The 18,839-nt window shown below is 71.6% G+C and carries 15 protein-coding genes and 2 pseudogenes; 7 read left to right on the forward strand and 10 right to left on the reverse strand.

Annotated elements, in window-relative coordinates; translation table 11 throughout:
* Positions 1–102 precede the first annotated feature (102 nt).
* The 3 genes and pseudogenes from P3T39_RS14140 to hemQ all read left to right on the forward strand — a co-directional run.
* Positions 103–492 (forward strand): annotated as a pseudogene (locus P3T39_RS14140) (Uma2 family endonuclease); the annotation flags it as partial.
* Between the two features lie 45 nt (positions 493–537).
* Entirely contained in the window at positions 538–1,941 is a 1,404-nt protein-coding gene (gene hemG / locus P3T39_RS14145; RefSeq protein WP_280697897.1) for a protoporphyrinogen oxidase, read from the forward strand.
* Positions 1,938–2,651 carry a hydrogen peroxide-dependent heme synthase gene (hemQ, locus tag P3T39_RS14150; RefSeq protein WP_280697898.1) on the forward strand — a complete coding sequence of 238 codons (714 nt, stop codon included), beginning with the start codon at positions 1,938–1,940 and terminating at the stop codon, positions 2,649–2,651. The genes hemG and hemQ overlap by 4 nt, the downstream gene beginning before the upstream one ends.
* Positions 2,652–2,838: 187 nt before the next feature.
* Here the strand turns inward: hemQ and P3T39_RS14155 are convergent, their stop codons facing one another.
* The 3 genes and pseudogenes from P3T39_RS14155 to P3T39_RS14165 form a co-directional block, all read right to left on the reverse strand.
* Entirely contained in the window at positions 2,839–3,612 is a 774-nt protein-coding gene (locus P3T39_RS14155) for a TIGR04222 domain-containing membrane protein (protein WP_280697899.1), read from the reverse strand.
* 80 nt (positions 3,613–3,692) lie between these two features.
* Complete coding sequence (locus tag P3T39_RS14160; protein ID WP_280697900.1) at positions 3,693–4,736, reverse strand: TIGR04222 domain-containing membrane protein; 1,044 nt, start codon at positions 4,734–4,736, stop codon at positions 3,693–3,695.
* Positions 4,737–5,112: 376 nt separating this feature from the next.
* Positions 5,113–6,196: pseudogene (locus P3T39_RS14165) on the reverse strand (DUF692 domain-containing protein); the annotation flags it as partial.
* Between the two features lie 261 nt (positions 6,197–6,457).
* Between P3T39_RS14165 and P3T39_RS14170 the strand changes: the two are divergent.
* A complete protein-coding gene (locus P3T39_RS14170; protein ID WP_280697901.1) occupies positions 6,458–7,378 on the forward strand; it encodes a GNAT family N-acetyltransferase in 921 nt (306 codons plus the stop codon).
* An 82-nt stretch (positions 7,379–7,460) separates the two neighbouring features.
* On the opposite strand, the gene P3T39_RS14175 is transcribed toward P3T39_RS14170, so the two are convergent.
* The 7 genes from P3T39_RS14175 to P3T39_RS14205 all read right to left on the reverse strand — a co-directional run bounded on the left by P3T39_RS14175 (position 7,461) and on the right by P3T39_RS14205 (position 15,155).
* Positions 7,461–7,826, reverse strand: a complete 366-nt coding sequence (locus P3T39_RS14175; RefSeq protein WP_280697902.1) for a hypothetical protein — start codon at positions 7,824–7,826, stop codon at positions 7,461–7,463.
* A 6-nt stretch (positions 7,827–7,832) separates the two neighbouring features.
* On the reverse strand, positions 7,833–9,323 hold the full coding sequence (locus P3T39_RS14180; protein WP_280697903.1) for a zinc ribbon domain-containing protein: 1,491 nt from the start codon (positions 9,321–9,323) through the stop codon (positions 7,833–7,835).
* A gap of 119 nt (positions 9,324–9,442) precedes the next feature.
* Positions 9,443–11,662 (reverse strand): restriction endonuclease, encoded by a 2,220-nt coding sequence (locus P3T39_RS14185; RefSeq protein ID WP_280697904.1) that lies wholly within the window; start codon positions 11,660–11,662, stop codon positions 9,443–9,445.
* Positions 11,663–11,839: 177 nt separating this feature from the next.
* Positions 11,840–12,244, reverse strand: coding sequence for a peptide-methionine (R)-S-oxide reductase MsrB (gene msrB, locus P3T39_RS14190; RefSeq protein ID WP_280697905.1), 405 nt, complete (start codon positions 12,242–12,244; stop codon positions 11,840–11,842).
* Between the two features lie 20 nt (positions 12,245–12,264).
* On the reverse strand, positions 12,265–13,668 hold the full coding sequence (gene murC / locus P3T39_RS14195) for a UDP-N-acetylmuramate--L-alanine ligase (RefSeq protein WP_280697906.1): 1,404 nt from the start codon (positions 13,666–13,668) through the stop codon (positions 12,265–12,267).
* Between the two features lie 103 nt (positions 13,669–13,771).
* Positions 13,772–14,233: an indole-3-glycerol phosphate synthase gene (locus P3T39_RS14200; RefSeq protein ID WP_280697908.1), complete on the reverse strand. Its 462-nt coding sequence runs from the start codon at positions 14,231–14,233 to the stop codon at positions 13,772–13,774.
* Between the two features lie 133 nt (positions 14,234–14,366).
* Positions 14,367–15,155, reverse strand: coding sequence for a pyrimidine reductase family protein (locus P3T39_RS14205; protein WP_280697909.1), 789 nt, complete (start codon positions 15,153–15,155; stop codon positions 14,367–14,369).
* A gap of 94 nt (positions 15,156–15,249) precedes the next feature.
* Here P3T39_RS14205 and zapE point away from each other — a divergent pair, with 94 nt between their 5' ends.
* The 3 genes from zapE to uvrB are packed head-to-tail and all read left to right on the forward strand — an operon-like array spanning position 15,250 to position 18,600.
* A complete protein-coding gene (gene zapE / locus P3T39_RS14210) occupies positions 15,250–16,293 on the forward strand; it encodes a cell division protein ZapE (protein WP_280698104.1) in 1,044 nt (347 codons plus the stop codon).
* Positions 16,290–16,457, forward strand: a complete 168-nt coding sequence (locus P3T39_RS14215; RefSeq protein WP_280697911.1) for a hypothetical protein — start codon at positions 16,290–16,292, stop codon at positions 16,455–16,457. The genes zapE and P3T39_RS14215 overlap by 4 nt, the downstream gene beginning before the upstream one ends.
* Positions 16,458–16,506: 49 nt before the next feature.
* Positions 16,507–18,600, forward strand: a complete 2,094-nt coding sequence (gene uvrB, locus P3T39_RS14220; RefSeq protein ID WP_280697912.1) for an excinuclease ABC subunit UvrB — start codon at positions 16,507–16,509, stop codon at positions 18,598–18,600.
* Positions 18,601–18,839 lie beyond the last annotated feature (239 nt).

The raw sequence follows: 18,839 nt of genomic DNA on the forward strand, positions 1-18,839 counted from the left end.
ATGACCACTCGCCTGACCGCCAGCCCCGACAAAGTCGGGCAATACCTCCGACCGAGACCCCTCGCGGCAGCCTAAATCGGTATCGAACACCCTCTAAGGGCGCAGGCCCCAGAAGGCATGCGAGTCGGCCGAGAGATGAGTATCCGGCTGGACGAGCGCAACCGCCCGGAGCCCGATCTGCTCGTGGCCACAGTCCCATTCGATCCCGACAGGACCTGGTTCGCCCCGTCCGAGGTGGCCTTGGTGGTCGAGGTGGTCTCCCCGGAGCCTGCGCACCGGGACCGGACGGTCAAGGTGCGGAAGTACGCCGAGGCCGGCATTCCGCATTACTGGCACATCGAAGAGGAGGACGGCCTTCCTGTCATTCATGTCTTCGAGCTTGAAGAGGTCGCTTCGGCGTACGCCCCCGCCGGAATCCTCCGAGGCTCGTTCGCGCGTCCCGTCCCCTTCCCGGTGAAGCTCGACCTCGACGGCATCGTCGGTATGCGCTGACGCACCGATTGAGGGCTCCGGTGTGAGCTCTGCGAGACTGCGAGCATGGTTGAACCTCATGTCGTGGTGATCGGTGGCGGCATCGCCGGGCTGACGGCGGCGTACCTGGCCGGTGCGGATGCGCGGGTCACACTGCTGGAGGCGTCGGGGCGCCTCGGCGGGAAGCTGCTGGCGGGTGAGGTCGGCGGCGTACGGGTGGACCTTGGGGCCGAGTCGATGCTCGCCAGGCGGCCGGAGGCGGTGGAGCTGGCCCGGCAGGTCGGTCTCGCAGGGGCGCTTGAGCCGCCGAGCACGGCCAAGGCGGCGATCTGGACCAGGAGTGCGCTGCGCCCGCTGCCCGGCGGACAGGTGATGGGCGTTCCCGGCGACCTCGATGCGCTGGCCGCCTCCGGGGTGCTCTCCGAGGCGGGGCTCGACCGGGTCCGGCACGAGATGGCCACCGCGCCGGTCGGGACGGACATCTCGATCGGCGAGTACGTCGCCGCCAGGCTCGGCCGCGAGGTGGTGGACCGGCTGGTGGAGCCGCTGCTCGGCGGCGTCTACGCCGGGCACGCCGACGAGATCTCGCTGCGCGCCGCCGTCCCCGCCCTGCTGCCGGTGGCCCAGGGCGGCGGTTCGCTGCTCGAAGGGGTGCACGAGCTGGCCGGGCGGGCCAAGAGCACCGGGCCGGTCTTCCAGGGGATCGAGGGCGGTATCGGCACTCTCCCCGAGGCGGTCGCGGACGCCTGCCGCAAGGCCGGCGCCGATCTGCGCACCGACAGTCCGGTGGAGGAGCTGCGCCGCACCCCCGAGGGCTGGCGGGTCGTCACCGGGGGCGAGACCCTGTACGCCGACGCGGTGGTGCTTGCCGTTCCCACCCCGCAGGCGGCCCGGCTGCTGGACACCGAGGCGCCCGGCGCGGCGGCAGAGCTGCGCGCGGTCGAGTACGCGGGCATGGCCCTGGTCACCCTGGCCTTCCGTCGCGCCGACCTGACCGAGCCGCTGAGTGGCAGCGGCTTTCTGGTCCCGCCGTCCGACGGCCGGGCGATCAAGGCGTCCACCTTCTCGTCCAACAAGTGGGGCTGGCTGGCCCGTTCCGCGCCCGACACCTTCGTGCTGCGGACCTCGCTGGGCCGCTACCGCGAGGAGAAGGTCCTCGACCTGCCCGACGAGGAGCTGGTCGCCCGTTCGCTGGCCGACCTCGGCGAGGCCGTCGGCCTGCGGGCCCGGCCGTACGACACGGCGGTAACCCGCTGGCGCAGCGGGCTGCCGCAGTATCCGGTGGGCCACCTGGAGCGGGTGCAGCGGATCCGCGAGCAGGTGGCGCGGGTCGGCTCGCTCGCGGTCTGCGGCGCCGCGTACGACGGGGTGGGGATTCCGGCCTGTATCGCCAGTGCCCGCCGGGCCGTCAACGAGGTGTTGACCCCGGCGCTCGGCGCACACGTCAGGGAAGGGACAATGGGCGCATGACTGAGTCCACTGAACAGCAGCCCGAGAAGAAGAAGGCCCGCGACCTGAACAAGGTCATCCGGTACACCATGTGGTCGGTGTTCAAGCTCAAGGGCGACCTGCCCGAGGACCGCGCCGCGCTGGCGGCCGAGGTCGAGGAGCTCTTCGAGCAGCTGGCCGCGAAGGACGTCACGGTGCGCGGCACCTATGACGTTTCCGGTCTGCGCGCCGACGCCGATGTGATGATCTGGTGGCACTCCGGGGACTCGGACAACCTGCAGGAGGCGTACAACCGCTTCCGCCGCACCGGCTTCGGCCGCGCCCTGGAGCCGGTCTGGTCCAACATGGCGCTGCACCGCCCGGCGGAGTTCAACAAGTCGCACATCCCGGCGTTCCTCGCCGACGAGCACGCCCGCGAGTACGTCTGCGTCTACCCGTTCGTGCGCTCCTACGAGTGGTACCTGCTGCCCGACGAGGAGCGTCGCGCGATGCTGGCCGAGCACGGCAGGATGGCCCGTGGCTACCCGGACGTGCGGGCCAACACGGTGGCCTCGTTCGCCCTCGGCGACTACGAGTGGCTGCTCGCCTTCGAGGCGGACGAGCTGCACCGGATCGTGGACCTGATGCGTGACCTGCGCCCCTCCCGCGCCCGGCTGCACGTCCGCGAGGAGGTCCCGTTCTACACGGGCCGCCGCAAGCCGGTCGCGGAGCTGCTCAACGGTCTGGTCTGAGCGACCGGTCTCTCCGTCGACGGTGACCATGCACCGTCCGGGGCTGCGGGGGCTCTGCTTGATCAACTGCGTGCGTGCGACCAGCGCTCTTCGGAGGCGCACGGTTGTTCGCGCACCTGGTTGGTCAAGGAGGGCCTCGCGCCCCTCAAGGGCGAATGGCTGACGCAGTACGCGGATGCGCCGCAGGCTAGTTGCGCAGGGCCGCGCGCAGCCGGGCGTCCGGCAGCGCGGCGGGTCCGACCATGGCGACGGCGGTCAGCAGCTCCTGCTCGGTGTCGCCCACCGGAGCGCCGTCCCCCGCCACCTGCACCGCACGCAGCACCTGCTGCCCGGCGGCCGTCGCCCAGCGGGTGTAGGGGTGCACATCCACCCGGGCCATCAGCAGGGTGCCGCTGGTGAGCACCAGCGGCAGCGCGAACCAGGCGATGGCCGCCCCCATGTCGCCGCTGCCCGGCGCGGTCAGGGTCAGGGTCGCAGCCAGCAGGACCACACTGAGCAGCAGCGCCTGCCGCACCTGGCGGACCGCCACCGAGGTGGCCTCCTGGATGATCGACGGGGTGGCAAGACCGGCCAGCGCGAGCCGTTCGCCGATCTCCAGCACGGTCGGGTGGTCGATCAGCTCCTCGCGCAGTTCGACGGTGCGGCACTGGCCCTCCGGGCCGATGCTCTCGATCACCGCCCGCTCCAGGCGGTCGCGGCCCTGCGGGTCCACCACGCTGGTCCAGCCGGTGTGTGCGAGGTGCAGCCGGCCCTGGGCGGCCATCAGCACCAGTGCCAGATCGACCACCCGTGCCGGGCCCCCGGCCAGGTGGGCTGTCTCGTACAGGCCGACGCCGGCGGCGGCGGTCGGCCGGACCGGCCCGGTGTCGGCCAGCGAGTCCGCGGTGGCTGCGACCCTGACCAGCCGGAGACAGGAGAGCGCGGCAGTCAGGCAGGCCGGGATCAGGAAGAGCAACCACATGGGCCTTGTTCTAGACCTGACTGCGCGTTCGGGCCAGTGATTTACCGATTCGTGATACCGAACCGTGACCGGCGAGCGGCTTACGAACCACCGCAGCCGGATCCGCAGCTGCTCCCCGAGGAGCAACTGCTGGACGAACAGCTGTGCCCCGAGCCTCCGCAGCTGTGGCCCGAGGACCCGCAACCGCTCGACGACCCACAGGACGACCCGCCGTGGGAGCCGCCGTGCGAACCACCCGACCCGCCGTCCGGCGAGGAGGACGAGCACCAGGCCACCGCCGCCGCGCCCGCATCGGAGCCGAACCCGGAGCCGTAGCCGTCCGAGGAGCCGCCGACCGCCGACCGGGTCCTGTCCGACAGTGCCTCCCGCAGGTCCTCGTCCTCCAGCGCCTCCACACCCTCCAGTGCCACCTCGCCCAGCACCAGCGCAGTGGCCGCGCCGACCCCGACGTACGGCAGCCACGCCGAGGAGCCCTGCTTCATCAGGCTGAGCTGCCGGACCCCGGCCGGGGTGACCCGGCTCCTGCCGGGTCGGGCCGACCTCGACCAAGCCGCCCCGACCAGCAGCAGTGCGAGGAAGGGGAAGAACGGCGGCGTACTGGTGTCCTGCTCCCACCACGGCCGGGACATCCAGGAGATGGACGCCACCACGCCCAGCGCCAGCGCGGCCAGCAGCGCCAGCTGGAGCAGCCGCCGCGCCCGCACGGCGCTGCGGTACAGCTCGGGCCGCCGCATCAGACCGCGCTCGGCCAGGTGGTCCCCGATCCGCTGGATCTCCGGGCTGCGCATCACCGCCGTGCGGAGCAGGGCCAGTTCGCACTGCCCGCCGGGCCCGGCGGCCTCGATCAGGACGGCCTCGGCCGGATCGCGCGGCTGCGGGTCGGTCACCGTGGCCGTCCCGTCCCGGGAGACGATCAACCGCCCCTCCTGCTGCATCCGTACGATCACCACCTCGGCCGCTCGGGCCGGGCCGCCCGCCAGGAAGGCGGTGTCGGGCAGCGGCAGGCCGTGCCCCGGCAGGCCCTGCAAGGACGGCACCCGGTGCATCCGCTGCCGTGAGACGGAAGTCCACAGGCCCGCGCCCAACACCAGGGCTGTGGCGATGCCTAGCTCGGTGTACCACATGTCAGTTCCCCCATAGGTGAGTTGAACCACCAGGCCGCTCGACGCTCGCACGGGGCGGGAGCGGTGTGCTGCCCGGCCGACTGCGGCGGGCCGTGAGTGGTGTTCCGACCTGGGCGGGTCGGGTGGTGCGCCGCTTGCGGCGCGCGCGCCCTGGACGGAGCCGGCCGCCCGGTCAGCCGTGGAAGCGGCGCCAGCGGCGGCGGGGCGGTTCGGCCGGCCGCAGCCAGCGGTCCAGGGCGATCCGCCAGGGTGCGTCCGGTGCGCCGACGGCGGCCCAGTCCACCGCCCACTCGGCGAAGGCCCGTGCGTCCGCGCGGTAGCCCCCGACGGCCGGGCCCTGCCGCGCGTACCTGCCGAACAGCAGGCCGTAGTCGGCGCCGAGGAGCCGGGGGATCTCGGGGGCCACCCGGGCCACCGTGTCGCGTCGCTTGGCGAGCAGGCCGCGGGCCTGGATCCGGACCTGCTCCTGGTCGAAGCCCTCGGGCACCGGGCCGCCTGCGACCAGCGCCGTCAGCAGCTCGGCCTGACGCCGGGCCAGCCCCGCGCGGGCCACCACCAGCTCCGGATCGCCTGCCCGGACGAGATATTCGAAGTGCTCAGACATGTTCCAGCGACCCTTCCACCACCGCGCGGATCGCATCCAGCTCACCCGCCAGCTCGGCGGGCGGCGGGTAGCGGTCGTCGCGTTCCAGTAGTACTCCGGGCGGTACGGCCCGCTCGCAGAGCTGGGCCAGGACGTCCAGCACGGGCTTGGTCACCGGGTGGGCGTGGGTGTCGTGCCAGACCCCGTCCACCTCGACTCCGCCGGCCACGTGCACATAGGCGATCGCCTCCAGCGGCAGCCGGTCGAGTTCGGCGGCGATGTCCAGGCCCAGGTTGACCCGGTTGGTATGAAGATTGGCGACGTCGACCAGGAGCCGGACACCGGTCCGCTCGACCAGCTCGGCCAGGAACTCTCCCTCCGTCAACTCGTCCTCGGGCCAGGCGAGATGGGCGGCTATGTTCTCCAGCGCCAGCGGTACGGGAAGCTCCTGCTGGGCGATCCGGACGTTCTCCGCGATCACCCGCAGCGAGTCCCGTGAGCGTGGCACCGGCAGCAGGTGACCGGCCTCCGTACCGCCGGCCCGGACGAAGGCCAGATGCTCGGTGACCAGCGGCGCGTCCAGGGCCCGGGCCGCCGTGGCCAGCCGCGACAGGCGCTCGGGATCCGGGAGTTCGGCCCCGCCGAGGCCGAGCGCCACCCCGTGCGGGACCACGGTCACCCCCCGCTCCCGCAGTACCCGCAGGGACTCGGGCAGCTCCCCGGCGCGCAGGTGGTCGGTGCACAGGTTCTCGGCGACCACCTCGACCCAGTCCAGGCCGGGAAGCCGCTCGACCACGGTGTCGATCTCGGACCGCCAGCCGATACCGACTCCCAGCCGGGGCAGGGAACTGGTAGGGGTGCCTGCAACAGACGTCATAGGGATCTGCCCCCTTCGGAGGGCTCGCCGAACAGCGTCGGGGGGAAGGAACGATGGGACTGCGTGCTGCCGGACCGGGGGAGAGGGCGTCGTCGCGCTCTCGCGTCTCGTAGCTGAGGGTCTATCCCGGTCGGCCCGCTGCCAACCCGTACCCGGCAAAGTCAGAGCTGAACTTGAGGTTTCCCAGGCCTGTCGAAGCCCGCCTGAGCCCGCCGGAAACCAGGGGCGCGGAGCCGCCTCGGCCGCTACTGTCGGCCCCATATGACTCTGACGATACGTGACTTCGGCCCCGCCGACGCCGAGGCGGCCTCCGCCGTGTACAGCGCCGGCCGCCCGCACCTGCTGATGACCCCCGAGGTCGTCCGCTGGCTCACCGCCAGGGCCGCGCCCGCCCAGCACTACCGGCTGCTCGTCGCCGAACTGGACGGCAGGGTGGTCGGTACCGCCCGCTGCACGGTCCACGCGGATGCCGGCACCAAGGGGCAGGGCGGCGCCAACCTCAGCGTGCTGCCCGAGTGCCGGGGCCGGGGCGCGGGCAGCGCTCTGCTCGCGGCCGCCGAGGAGCACCTCGCGGCGCACGGGGTGAGCCGGGTCCACTCCTGGGTCGACGACGAGCCCTCCGCCCGCGACTTCGCCGCCAACCGCGGCTACCAGGCGGGGCGCTCCGCGCACTTCGCCCATCTCGACCTCAGCGCCGAGCTGCCGTCCGTCCCCGAGCTGCCGGTGGGCGTCGGACTGCGCACGGCCGCCGACTACGAGGACGACCCGTACCCGATCTACCTGGTGGACATCGCGGGCACCCGCGACGAGCCGGGCGACCTGGACGCGGGTGACCAGGACTACCAGGACTGGCTCACCGAGGTCTGGGGCCGACCGGACCTCGACCGCGAACTCACCGCCGTCGCCGTGCTGGACGGCCGACCGGCCGCCTTCTCGGCGGTCCACTCCGACGGTGCCCACCGCTACTGGTCCGCCTTCACCACCACCAGCGCGGAGTACCGCGGCCGCGGCCTGGCCAAACTCGCCAAGACCCACTCCCTCCACCGCGCCCGCGCGGCGGGTTTCACGGACGCCTACACCAACAACGACGCCACCAACGCCCCGATGCTGGCCATCAACTCCTGGCTCGGCTACGAGCGTTGTGCGAGCGAGTGGAAGTACATCCGGGAGCTGTCGGCCTGACCGTCCTCCGGTTCGCGGCACGGCACGGTGGGGAACTGCCCGGTCGGCTCGGTGCCGACCGGGCGGAACGGCGGGCTGGGTCTCAGTTCGGCAGGATCGCCTCCACCGCGGTCTCCAGCGTCTGGACATTGGTCGCCAGTGTGGTCAGTGAGGCCACGCCGGGCCCCAGGTAGCGCAGCAACTGCCAGATCCGGCGCCACTTCGGTTCGGGGGCGGCGAGTTCGGTCTCGACCCGGTCGGCGGTCTCGACCGCGTCCTGCGGGTCCGCCAGCTGGCCGGCGGCGGCCCGGACCTGCTCGACGAGCTCCGCCAGCGAGGCGCGGAGCGCTGCCACGGTGTCCTCGGGCGCGGGTGCGGACCCGATCGAGGCGGAGGCTCCGTCGCCGAGCGCGACGGCGCTCTGCTTGATGGTCAGGTCGCCGCCACCGGTGTGGATGCTGTTCCCCATCTGCCGTCACCCTCCGTCGGTCTGCTTGAACACCCGGCCGACCGCGTTCCGGCCGATCGCCAGGGCGGAGTCGTTGACACTGACATTGGAGTTGTCCCCGACGAAGATGCCGTTGTTGTAGATGGCAGCCTGCCGGTCGCGCAGATCCGAACTGTCGATGTCGTGCGCCTCCAGGAACTCGATCAGCGAGTCCAGCACCCGGCGCTCGACCACCTTGGTGTACATCTCGCGGTCGATCCGCTGGAAGTACCGGTGGTATTTCGGGTCGGCCGCCGCCTCCCGGATGCTCGGCGGAGCACCGTAGTTGAACGAGCGCTGCCTGATCGCACGCAGCTGGGCGCGCTCCTTGCCGCTGCGCCGAAGCGGTCGACGAGCCGCTGTGAACAGCGCCGGGACGGACTTGACCAGCAGCCCGGGCAGCCTGGCGAGGCCCTGTGCGACGAGCGCGCGGTACTGGTCGGCGGTCGACAGGTCGGGCATGGTGTCCACGGCCCGGTAGCGTGCCAGGACCGGGGTCAGCAGGGTGGTGCTGCCCTCGACGAAGAGCACGTCGTGGCCGGGCATCAGGGCGAACCGCAGGAACAGGGTGGAGACCAGATCCCCGTTCCACCCCGACACCTGCACGGTGAGGTAGGGGCGGGCCCGTTCGGTGGCGTCCTCGCGGAGGTTCCTGATCAGAGCGGCTGAGGCTTCGGCGGTCGGCGGGCGGTCCGTGTGCGGAAGGATGACGGCGCGCGTCCGGTCGGCGAGCCCCAGGCGCAGATCGGTGCCGTTGACGAACAGCCGGTCCGCCACCCGGACGCCGGGCAGGTTCAGGCGCTTCACCGCCTCGCCGACGTGGGTGTAGAGGTCGTGGATGTCGAAGGGCAGGACCTCGTCGGCGCCCTCCTTGGCCTCGTCGGTCCGCAGGGCGAACGACCAGGCGTCCAGGTGACGGCCGTAGCCTGCGAACGGTGCGTAGTCCCGGAAGACCGTGAGGTTCCCGTGGTCCTGCTGCGCCGCGGCCTTCAGCCGATCCCGCTGCCAGGTGCTGTCGGGCCGCGGTGCCTCCTCGGGCCGGAACGATCCCCGCCTGAGCCGGGGCACGATCACCCGGTAGTGCGCGACGTACAGCTCGGCGGTGACCACGCCCCAGGCGAGCAGGATCCACAGCATCACCACGTCGAGCCCGTCGGCGAGGGTGAACAGGATCAGTACCGTCAGCACTGCCAGCACCAGGTCACGGGCCAGGTGCCGACGCTGGGCGTCGAGTGCGTACGCGAGGACGCAGGAGAGGTCGACGCCGGGTGACGAGGCGATCGCCCGCCTGGGCTCCTCGACGATCTCGTCGACGGCTTTCCGGGCCAGTGCGCTGTCCAGCTGCACGGCGCAGCACAGGTACCTGGTCACGTCGTACTCGGTGGCCAGCTGTGTGCCACAGCTGGCGCAGTTCATGTCGTCGGTCTGGTTGATTGCCCCGCAGGCAGGGCAGGCCAGGCGCTCCAATGTCGCTGACATGTAGTCAAGTTAGCAGCGCGCAGTGCGGTCGGCGAGGGGTTTGGCGACCCTGGACTTTACCTCAACTCCACCGTGATAAAAGCAAATTGAGTAACCGTGTCGATATTTCGACATTCGGTTCAGGAGACGTCCACGCCGTGGGCGCGGGCCAGGCCGGCGAGGCCGTCCGACCAGCCCTGGCCGACGGCGCGGAGCTTCCAGACCTCGTCGGACGTGCCCGCACGGTGGCGGTACAGCTCGGCCACCAGCATTGCGGAGACCGCGGGGTCGGCAGGCGGACGGAAGGACCAGGCCGCCCCGGCGGCGCCGCGTACCTCCAGTGCGGCCTTGCGCAGCTCGCCGCAGGTCGCACCCGAGTCGGTGTCCATGTTCACCGAGACGGCGATTCGATGGACCGCTGCCGGAAGGGCGAGCGGTCGGACGACGGCGCTCTCGGTGACACCGTCGTCGCCCGTACGCTGCTTGGGGTGCAGCGTCACGGCGCCGCCCCCGGCGCTGGGCTGGTGGTAGAAGACGAAGTCCTCGTCGCCGCGGACCACCCCGTCGGCGGTGAGCAGCAGCAGGGTGAGGTCGGCCTCGGCCCCGGCCGAGCCGAACCGTACGGACAGCTCGGCCAGTTCGGCGGCCGGAAGGACCGCGTTGGCGCCGGGCGAGAGCTCCACCGGCGTCGGCCGGACCGGCGCCCGCTGGGCGGGAACCGCCGCCGTCGGAGCGGTGGGGGCAGCCGGGGCGGCGGATTCAGTCGGCGCGGTGGGGACGGCGGCGCCCAGTCGCCCGGGGAGGCCCTGCGCCTTCAGCAGCTGCACCAGCATCGGACCGTCGATCAGCGTCAGCGGCTTGCCCTCCACCCACCGCCGGGAGCCGGGCCCGAAGCCCGAGGTGGTGACCAGGATGCCCTTGTTGGCGCCGAAGTGGGCCATGGTCGCGTCGAGGTCGCGGACGGCCGTCGGGCTCACCGTCTTGCGGTAGCGCTTGGCCTGGATCACGAACAGGCCGCCGGTGACCGGGTCCGGGTTCTCGGCGATGACGTCCACGCCGTCGTCCCCGCTGCGCTCGGTGGTGCGGGTCTGGTAGCCGAGCCGCCGGAACAGCTCGGCGATCAGCTTCTCGAAGTCCAGCGGGTCCATCTCGAAGAGGTCGGGGTCGTCGTCTCCGGCGGCGAGAGGGCCGCCGGTGCCGACCTCCTCGGCCAGCCGCTCGGTGCGTACCGGCTCCAGCTTCTCCGGCCGGGCCGAGAGACGTCCGTGCAGCCCGTCCAGCAGGCAGCTGACCGGCTCCACCCGGTCGAGCGCGACGGCGCCGAACACCGCCCGCTCGACCGCCACCGAGACCAGGTAGCGCTGTTCCTCCCGCCCGGTGGCCGGATCAACGGCCTCGACAAAGCCGTTGAACACGACCGAGTCGAGGTACCCCTCGGCGTCGGCGAGGAAGAGCTCGGCGAGTACCCGCAGCGCGCACTGGGCGAGCACCTCGCGGTAGATCGCCTTGCGGTCCGTGGCCGTCCTGGCCACCTCGGACTCCTGGTCGGTGGACTTCACGTAGCGGTAGCGCGAGACCTGCGGGACGATCTCGAAGCCGGGCAGCTGCCACTCCACCACCAACTGCCGTGCACCCTGGTCCCAGACGGTGACCGAGTCCTGCGGGAAGCCCTCCGGCCAGTCCTCGCGCCAGCCCAGCGCGGTGTCGAAGAACTCGGCGACCGCCGTCGCCGAGCCTGCGCGCAGCTCGGCCGCGAGCCTGCCGGCCTGCTCGGCGTGCCCGGCCGCGGCCCGGTGCCGTTCGGCGGCCCAGGCGTCGTACTGGGCCCGGTACTGGGCGAGTTGGTGCAGCCGCTGCCGGTCGGCGGCCTGCGCGGCGTGCCAGTCGTGCTCGAAGCGGGCGCGGGCCTGGGCGGCCTGCTCGTCGTACTGCCGCCGCAGGGCCGGATTCATCGCCTGCATGCCCGTCAGCGGGGGCACCAGGTACCAGGACTGGTCGGGCATCGCGACCGGGACGCCGAGCGGGCCCGGGTCGAACGGCGGCACCGGTGCCGGGCGCTGGAGATCGGCCAGCACGAAGGACGGCCCGCCGAGCCCCCGCGCCAGCACCCCGCGCAGCTCGGCCACCCGCTCCTCCAGCTCGACGGTACGCCGGGCGGCGTCGGCCTCCCGGCCCTGCTGGTACGCCCGCAGGGCCTCCTTCTGCCCCTGCGCGGCCGCCCGTTGAGCCTCGCGCTGCTCCCGCTCGTACTGCCGCTGCGCGGTCACCGCGGCCCGGCGCTGTGCTTCCTGCTGCCGGTGCTGCTCACGCTGCGCCTCGGCCAGCATGGCCAGTACTCCGGAGCTGCGTCGCCGTGCCACCTTGATCCCCTCTAGCCCGTCCTGAGTGATGATCAGTTTGGCACGACGGCACAGCCGGGCGGACACGTTGCACCCCCCCGGGGCCCGAGGGGAACCGCGCGCAATCGGAAGGCGACCACGTTCAGCCGGGCCCGGTGAGTGTGCCGCACACTCACCGGGCCCCTGGAGATGCCCCGCCTACTCCTTGGGCTTGAGCGTCAGCGAGATGCTGTTGATGCAGTAGCGCTGGTCGGTCGGCGTGCCGTAGCCCTCGCCCTCGAAGACGTGCCCGAGGTGACCGCCGCAGCGTGCGCAGCGGACCTCGACCCGGCGCATGCCGAACGAGTCGTCGGCCAGGTACTGCACCCGGTCCTCGGCCAGCGGCGCGTAGTACGAGGGCCAGCCGCAGTGGCTGTCGAACTTGGTCTCGCTGCTGAACAGCTCGGCGCCGCAGGCCCGGCAGCTGTACACGCCCACCGTCCTGGTGTCGGTGTACTCACCGACGAAGGCCGGTTCGGTGCCGCCCTGGCGGAGTACCTGGTACTCCTCGGGGCTGAGCTGCTCGCGCCACTCGGCGTCGGGCTTCTCGATCTCGTAGCTCATCGCGGCCTCCTTGTGGGTGTTCAGGCGACGGTTGCAACGCTCGTGAGGCACGAAAGGATTTCGGGGCCGAGGTTGGTGACGTCGCCCGCACCCATGGTGAGCAGCAGGTCGCCCGGCTGCGCCAGGGAGGCCAGCAGCGCGGGGGCGTCGCCGAAGACGTGCTCGGCGTGGACCTCGGCACCGGCACGGCGGGCCGCGTCGATGATCAGCTCGCTGGTGATGCCGGGGATCGGGTCCTCGCGGGCCGGGTAGATGTCGAGCACCACCGAGGCGTCGGCCAGCGCCAGGGCCTGGCCCATCTCCTCGGCGAGCTGCTGGGTCCGGCTGAACAGGTGCGGCTGGAAGACCACCAGTACCCGCCCGGTGGCGGCCTCGCGGATCGCCTCCAGGTCGGCGGTCATCTCGGTCGGGTGGTGGGCGTAGGAGTCGATCACCTGGACCCCGGACGCCTCGCCCTTGAGCTGGAGACGGCGCCGGACGCCGGTGTAGCTGCCGATGGCCTTGGCCAGGTCGGCGGCGGGGATGCCCAGCGCGCCGCCTGCGGCCAGCGCCGCGACGGCGTTGTGCGCGTAGTGGCGGCCGGGGACGGAGACGGTGAAGGTCAGCTCGGCGCCGTCCAGCTCCACGGTGACCTCGCTGGTCATCCCGCGCGGGGCCACCGAGAGCACCCGGACGTCGGCGTCCTCGGCGGAGCCGACGGTGACGATGTTCAGCCCGTCCCGGCCGCGGACCCGCTCGGTCAGCTCACGGGCGCCGGCGTGGTCGGCGGAGATCACCAGGGTGCCGCCGGGGACGATCCTGCCGACGAAGGTCTCGAAGGACTCGTAGATCTCGTCCATCGAGGCGTAGTTGGCGTGGTGGTCCAGCTCCACGTTGAGGATGATCGCGACCTCGGGCGCGTACTTGTGGAAGCTGCGGTCGCTCTCGTCCGCCTCGGCCACGAAGATGTCGCCGCTGCCGTGGTGGGCGTTGGAGCCGGGCGCGTCCAGGTCGCCGCCGATCGCGTACGAGGGTTCGAGACCCAGTTCGGCGAGGCTGACGGCGAGCATGCTGGTGGTGGTGGTCTTGCCGTGCGTACCGGCGACGGCGAGCGCCCGGCGGCCGCCCATCAGCGCGGCCAGCGCGTCGGAGCGGTGCACGACCGGGATGCCCCGCTCACGGGCGGCGGCGAGCTCCGGGTTGTCGGTGCGGATCGCGCTGGAGATCACCACGCTGCTGGTACCGGCCGGGACGTGCTCGGCGGCGTGGCCGACGTGGACCTGCGCGCCGAGTGCGCGCAGCGCCAGGACGGTCTCGGACTCCTTGGCGTCGCTGCCGGAGACCTGGGCGCCGCGGACCGCGAGGATCTTCGCCAGCCCGGACATCCCGGCGCCGCCGATGCCGATGAAGTGCGGGGCGTGCAGGTCGTGCGCGGCGTCGTTCAAGGCGTGCTCCGTACGGATCTGGGGTCGGCGGGCATAGCGGGAAAACGAATCGTCCTTGCGGTCGTTCCGCAAGGACGATTCTGCACTACCGGGACAGGGTGCTTCAGGAGTCGCTGGCGAACAGCTTGAGCACCGGGACGCCGACCTTGTGTCTGGCCTGGGAGGCCCAGTCGCGGTGGAAGAACTCCTCGACGAAGTGCGGGGAGGTCAGCACCAGCACCTCGTCGGCGCTGATCTGCTCGACCACCTCGCGCAGCCGCTCCAGCGGGTTGTGCTCGACCACCTCGCCGGTCGCCTCGGCTCCGGCGGCCTGCAGGTGGCGCAGGCTGTGCTCCAGGGACTCACCGGCGACGGTGGGGGTCTCCTCGGACTCGTCGTGCTCGTGCACCGCCTTGTCGAGGTGGCCGAGGGCCACGTCGTCGAGGGCGCGCAGCAGCTCGTCCTGCTTGCCGCGGGGCTGCATCAGGACGGTGAAGGAGACCTGCTCGTCGCCGTGGAGTGTGGTGACCAGCTCCACATCGGCGTCGGAGAGCGCCTTTTCGATCATCAGTACGGTCTTGAACACGTGAGTCCCTTCGCAGTTGCAGGGCCCCGGGGCCGGTGTCCCCTCCCATAGTGCCCGGAGGATGCTTTCCTCACGCTGCACACGCGCCACATGGGCCACGTGCCAGGGGTCACCGGGCTCGGCCGGGCAGAGCCTAGCCATGGACGGGCGGGGGCGTCGGGTCGGCCGGGCGCAGATAGCGGGTGAAGAGGAAACCTTTCTGCTCGATCAGTGACACCAACAGCATCCGCTGCACGTCAGGCATTTGCCCACCCTGGACGATCCTTGGCGCGTCGCCGCCGGTGATCAGGGGGGCCAGTGAGAGGCAGAGCTCGTCCAGCAGGCCGGCCACCGTGAGCTCACCGAGCAGCCGGGGGCCGCCCTCGGTCAACTGCCGGGTCCAGCCACGCTCGGCGAGCGCGGCGACCGCCCTGGTCACATCGACCGAGCCCTCGCCCGCGACGATCACGTCCGCGACCCTCGCCACCGCCCGGCGCGCCTCGGCGGGGGAGTCCTCGGTGGTGATCACCACCGTCCGCACCACGGGCTCGGTGAACAGCGGTGCCGCCAGGTCCAGCTTCAGACTCCGGGACACGATCGCGATCGCCGGGGCCGGGGCCTGGCCGGCCGCCCTGCGGGCCGCCGCGAACTCCGCCCGCGCCCGGGCCGGACGGTAGCCCTCGGCCCTGACCGTCTCGGCGCCGACCAGAACGACGTCCGAGAGCGCCCGCAGCACGCCGAAGATCCGCTTGTCGGCGTCCCCGGACAGGCCCTCGGACAGGCCTTCCAGTCGGGCGCCGCCGTCCAGCCCGGCCACCATGTTGGCGCGCAGCCAGGGGCGGCCGTGCCTCACTTGCTCGGGGTACGCGTACACGGCGGCCAGCGCCTCCAGTGAGTGGACGTCCTCCTGGAGCCGGCCGAGCGGGCTGATCAGTTGATGCATGTGACCGAGTCTTCCACGGGGGCGCGTACCCTTTACTGACGTGCCCGCTGCCTCGCATCCCGACACCGCAACCGCCCCGGCGACCGCCGACGCGATAGCCGCCCCCGGCCCGGTCGCCCTCACCGATCGCCGGCCGGTCGTGCCCGCCGAGCGGCTGGTCGCCGAGATGGTGCCGCCGCCGCGCTTCGCCGACGTCAGTTTCGGCAGCTATCTGCCGGACAGCTCCCAGCCCAGCCAGTACGAGGCCGTCCAGGTGCTGGAGCAGTTCGCCACTTCGCTCAACAGCGGCACCGCCGCGCCCAGGCGCGGCTGGTTCCGGCGCTCCGCCCCCCCGCCCAGCGGCCCTGCCGGGATCTACCTCGACGGCGGCTACGGCGTCGGCAAGACCCACCTGCTCGCCTCGCTCTGGCACGCCACTCCGGGCCCCAAGGCCTTCGGCACCTTCGTCGAGCTGACCAACCTGGTCGGCGCGCTCACCTTCAAGGGCGCCGTCGAGACCCTCTCCAGCCACCGGCTGCTGTGCATCGACGAGTTCGAGCTGGACGACCCGGGCGACACCGTGCTGGTCTCCACCCTGCTCAGCCGCCTGGTCGAGAACGGGGTCAAGCTCGCCGCGACCTCCAACACCCTGCCCGACAAGCTCGGCGAGGGCCGCTTCGCCGCCGCCGACTTCCTGCGCGAGATCCAGGGGCTGTCGGCGCACTTCCGCCCGCTGCGCATCGACGGCCAGGACTACCGCCACCGCGGCCTGCCCGAGGCCCCGCCGCCGTACAGCGACGCGCTGGTCACCGAGCGGGCCGAGCGCACCCGGGGCGCCTCGCTGGACGACTTCGACGCCCTGCTGGAGCACCTCAAGGCCGTCCACCCCAGCCGATACGGCGCCCTGCTGGACGACGTCCAGGCCGTCTTCCTGCGCGGCGTCCACCAGGTCGACGACCAGTCCACCGCGCTTCGCCTGGTCGTCCTCGCCGACCGCATGTACGACCGCGAACTCCCCATCACCGCCTCCGGCCTCCCCTTCGACCAGGTCTTCACCGGGGAGATGCTGCGCGGCGGCTACCGCAAGAAGTACCTGCGCGCCATCTCCCGCCTGGTCGCCCTGGCCCGCGACAGCGGCAAGGTGCCCGGCGCCCGGTGAGCAATCGTTTCAGCGCGGGCGCCCGGGAGCCGTATCTCTCCGACGGCGGCACCGAGGTGTTCGCCGAGGTGCTGATGCTCGCGGTGTCCGCGCCGGCCGAACGGGACCGGGAGTACGGCTTCGCCGCCGGCTCGGGGCGCCCGGAGGTGGGCCGACCCCGTTGAGCGGGTGGGGTCGGTCTTGATTGTCAGTGGCGGGTCGTACGGTGGACTCGTGCGACCCATCACGAGTATCGAGCGGACAGTGGCGCCCTTCGAGGTCGTCAGCCCCTACCAGCCAAGCGGCGACCAGCCGGCGGCCATCGCCGAGCTGGAGCGCCGCATCCGCGCGGGTGAGAAGGACGTCGTCCTGCTCGGTGCCACCGGCACGGGCAAGTCGGCGACCACCGCCTGGATGATCGAGAAGCTCCAGCGGCCCACCCTGGTGATGGCGCCGAACAAGACTCTGGCCGCCCAGCTGGCCAACGAGTTCCGTGAGCTGCTCCCCAACAACGCGGTCGAGTACTTCGTCTCGTACTACGACTACTACCAGCCCGAGGCGTACGTCCCGCAGACGGACACCTACATCGAGAAGGACTCCTCGATCAACGAGGAGGTCGAGCGGCTGCGCCACTCGGCCACCAACTCGCTGCTGACACGGCGCGATGTGATCGTGGTCGCCTCCGTCTCCTGCATCTACGGCCTCGGTACCCCGCAGGAGTACGTGGACCGGATGGTCCCCCTCAAGGTCGGCGAGGAGATCGACCGGGACGCGCTGCTGCGCCGCTTCGTGGACATCCAGTACACGCGCAACGACGTCGCCTTCACCCGGGGCACCTTCCGGGTCAGGGGAGACACCGTCGAGATCTTCCCGGTCTACGAGGAACTCGCCGTCCGGATCGAGATGTTCGGCGACGAGATCGAGGCGCTCTACACCCTGCACCCGCTCACCGGCGAGATCATCAGCCAGGACGACTCCGTCTACGTCTTCCCCGCCTCGCACTACGTGGCGGGCCCGGAGCGGATGGAGCGCGCGATCACCGGTATCGAGCAGGAGCTCGAGGAGCGCCTGGCCACCCTGGAGAAGCAGGGCAAGCTGCTGGAGGCCCAGCGCCTGCGCATGCGCACCACCTACGACATCGAGATGCTCCGCCAGATCGGCACCTGCTCGGGTGTGGAGAACTACTCGATGCACTTCGACGGCCGCGCGCCGGGCACCGCCCCCAACACGCTGCTCGACTACTTCCCGGAGGACTTCCTCCTGGTGATCGACGAGTCACATGTGACGGTCCCTCAGATCGGCGCGATGTACGAGGGCGATGCCTCCCGCAAGCGCACCCTGGTCGAGCACGGCTTCCGGCTGCCCTCGGCGATGGACAACCGCCCGCTGAAGTGGGAGGAGTTCCTGGGCCGCATCGGGCAGACGGTCTACCTCTCCGCCACCCCCGGCAAGTACGAACTCTCGCGCGGCGACGGTCAGGTGCAGCAGATCATCCGTCCGACCGGCCTGATCGACCCCGAGGTGATCGTCAAGCCGACGGAGGGGCAGATCGACGACCTGGTGCACGAGGTGCGCACCCGGGTCGAGAAGGACGAGCGCGTCCTGGTCACCACCCTCACCAAGAAGATGGCCGAGGACTTGACCGACTACATGCTCGGCCTCGACATCAGGGTCAGGTACCTGCACAGCGACGTCGACACCCTGCGCCGGGTGGAGTTGCTGCGCGAGCTGAGGGCGGGCAGGTACGACGTGCTGGTCGGCATCAACCTGCTCCGCGAGGGCCTCGACCTGCCCGAGGTCTCGCTGGTGGCGATCCTGGATGCGGACAAGGAGGGCTTCCTGCGCTCCGGCACATCGCTCATCCAGACCATCGGCCGCGCCGCCCGTAACGTCTCCGGCCAGGTGCACATGTACGCCGACCGGATCACCCCCTCGATGGAACTGGCGATCGAGGAGACCAACCGTCGCCGGGCCGTCCAGCAGGCGTACAACACCGCCAACGGCATTGATCCGCAGCCGCTGCGCAAGAAGATCGGCGACATCCTGGACACCCTGGCCCGGGAGGACCTGGACACCGAGGAGCTGCTCGCCACCGGTTACCGCGGCAGCGGCAAGGGCAAGGGTGCGCCCGTTCCGGCGCTCGGCGCCGACCGCAAGCCGGCCAAGAGCCTCCCGGCCGCCGAACTGGCCGATCTGATCCAGCAGTTGACGGATCGGATGCACGCGGCCGCCGCCGAGCTGCAGTTCGAGGTCGCGGCCCGCCTGCGGGACGAGATCGGTGAGCTGAAGAAGGAGCTGCGTCAGATGCGCGAGGCAGGTATGGCCTGAGTCCGCCGGGGCGTCGGGGTCTCGCCGGCGCCGTGAGCGGGTAGGCCATCGACAGCTGTGTGCCCGCAGGCCCTAGGCTGGTCTGCGGGTACTCCCTCGCAGGTGCGGGGCCTGCACAGGCGTCGGCATCGGCGGGGGGGAGACGCACACCTTGGGGGCCTCAGCCGGGGGACGGCAACGGGGTGATCCGCCGTGCAGCCGCTGCGGGCTACCTGTCCGCCGGGCTGAGGAGAGAGAGG

It is taken from the genome of Kitasatospora sp. GP82 (genome assembly GCF_029892105.1).
Taxonomy (GTDB): Bacteria; Actinomycetota; Actinomycetes; order Streptomycetales; family Streptomycetaceae; genus Kitasatospora.

What these genes read in the sequence shown, in the direction of transcription:
- hemG (WP_280697897.1), top strand. Translation starts at nt 538, where the DNA reads ATGGTTGAACCTCATGTCGTGGTGATCGGTGGCGGCATCGCCGGGCTG.
- hemQ (WP_280697898.1), top strand. Translation starts at nt 1,938, where the DNA reads ATGACTGAGTCCACTGAACAGCAGCCCGAGAAGAAGAAGGCCCGCGAC.
- P3T39_RS14155 (WP_280697899.1), bottom strand. Translation starts at nt 3,612, where the DNA reads ATGTGGTTGCTCTTCCTGATCCCGGCCTGCCTGACTGCCGCGCTCTCC.
- P3T39_RS14160 (WP_280697900.1), bottom strand. Translation starts at nt 4,736, where the DNA reads ATGTGGTACACCGAGCTAGGCATCGCCACAGCCCTGGTGTTGGGCGCG.
- P3T39_RS14170 (WP_280697901.1), top strand. Translation starts at nt 6,458, where the DNA reads ATGACTCTGACGATACGTGACTTCGGCCCCGCCGACGCCGAGGCGGCC.
- P3T39_RS14175 (WP_280697902.1), bottom strand. Translation starts at nt 7,826, where the DNA reads ATGGGGAACAGCATCCACACCGGTGGCGGCGACCTGACCATCAAGCAG.
- P3T39_RS14180 (WP_280697903.1), bottom strand. Translation starts at nt 9,323, where the DNA reads ATGTCAGCGACATTGGAGCGCCTGGCCTGCCCTGCCTGCGGGGCAATC.
- msrB (WP_280697905.1), bottom strand. Translation starts at nt 12,244, where the DNA reads ATGAGCTACGAGATCGAGAAGCCCGACGCCGAGTGGCGCGAGCAGCTC.
- P3T39_RS14205 (WP_280697909.1), bottom strand. Translation starts at nt 15,155, where the DNA reads ATGCATCAACTGATCAGCCCGCTCGGCCGGCTCCAGGAGGACGTCCAC.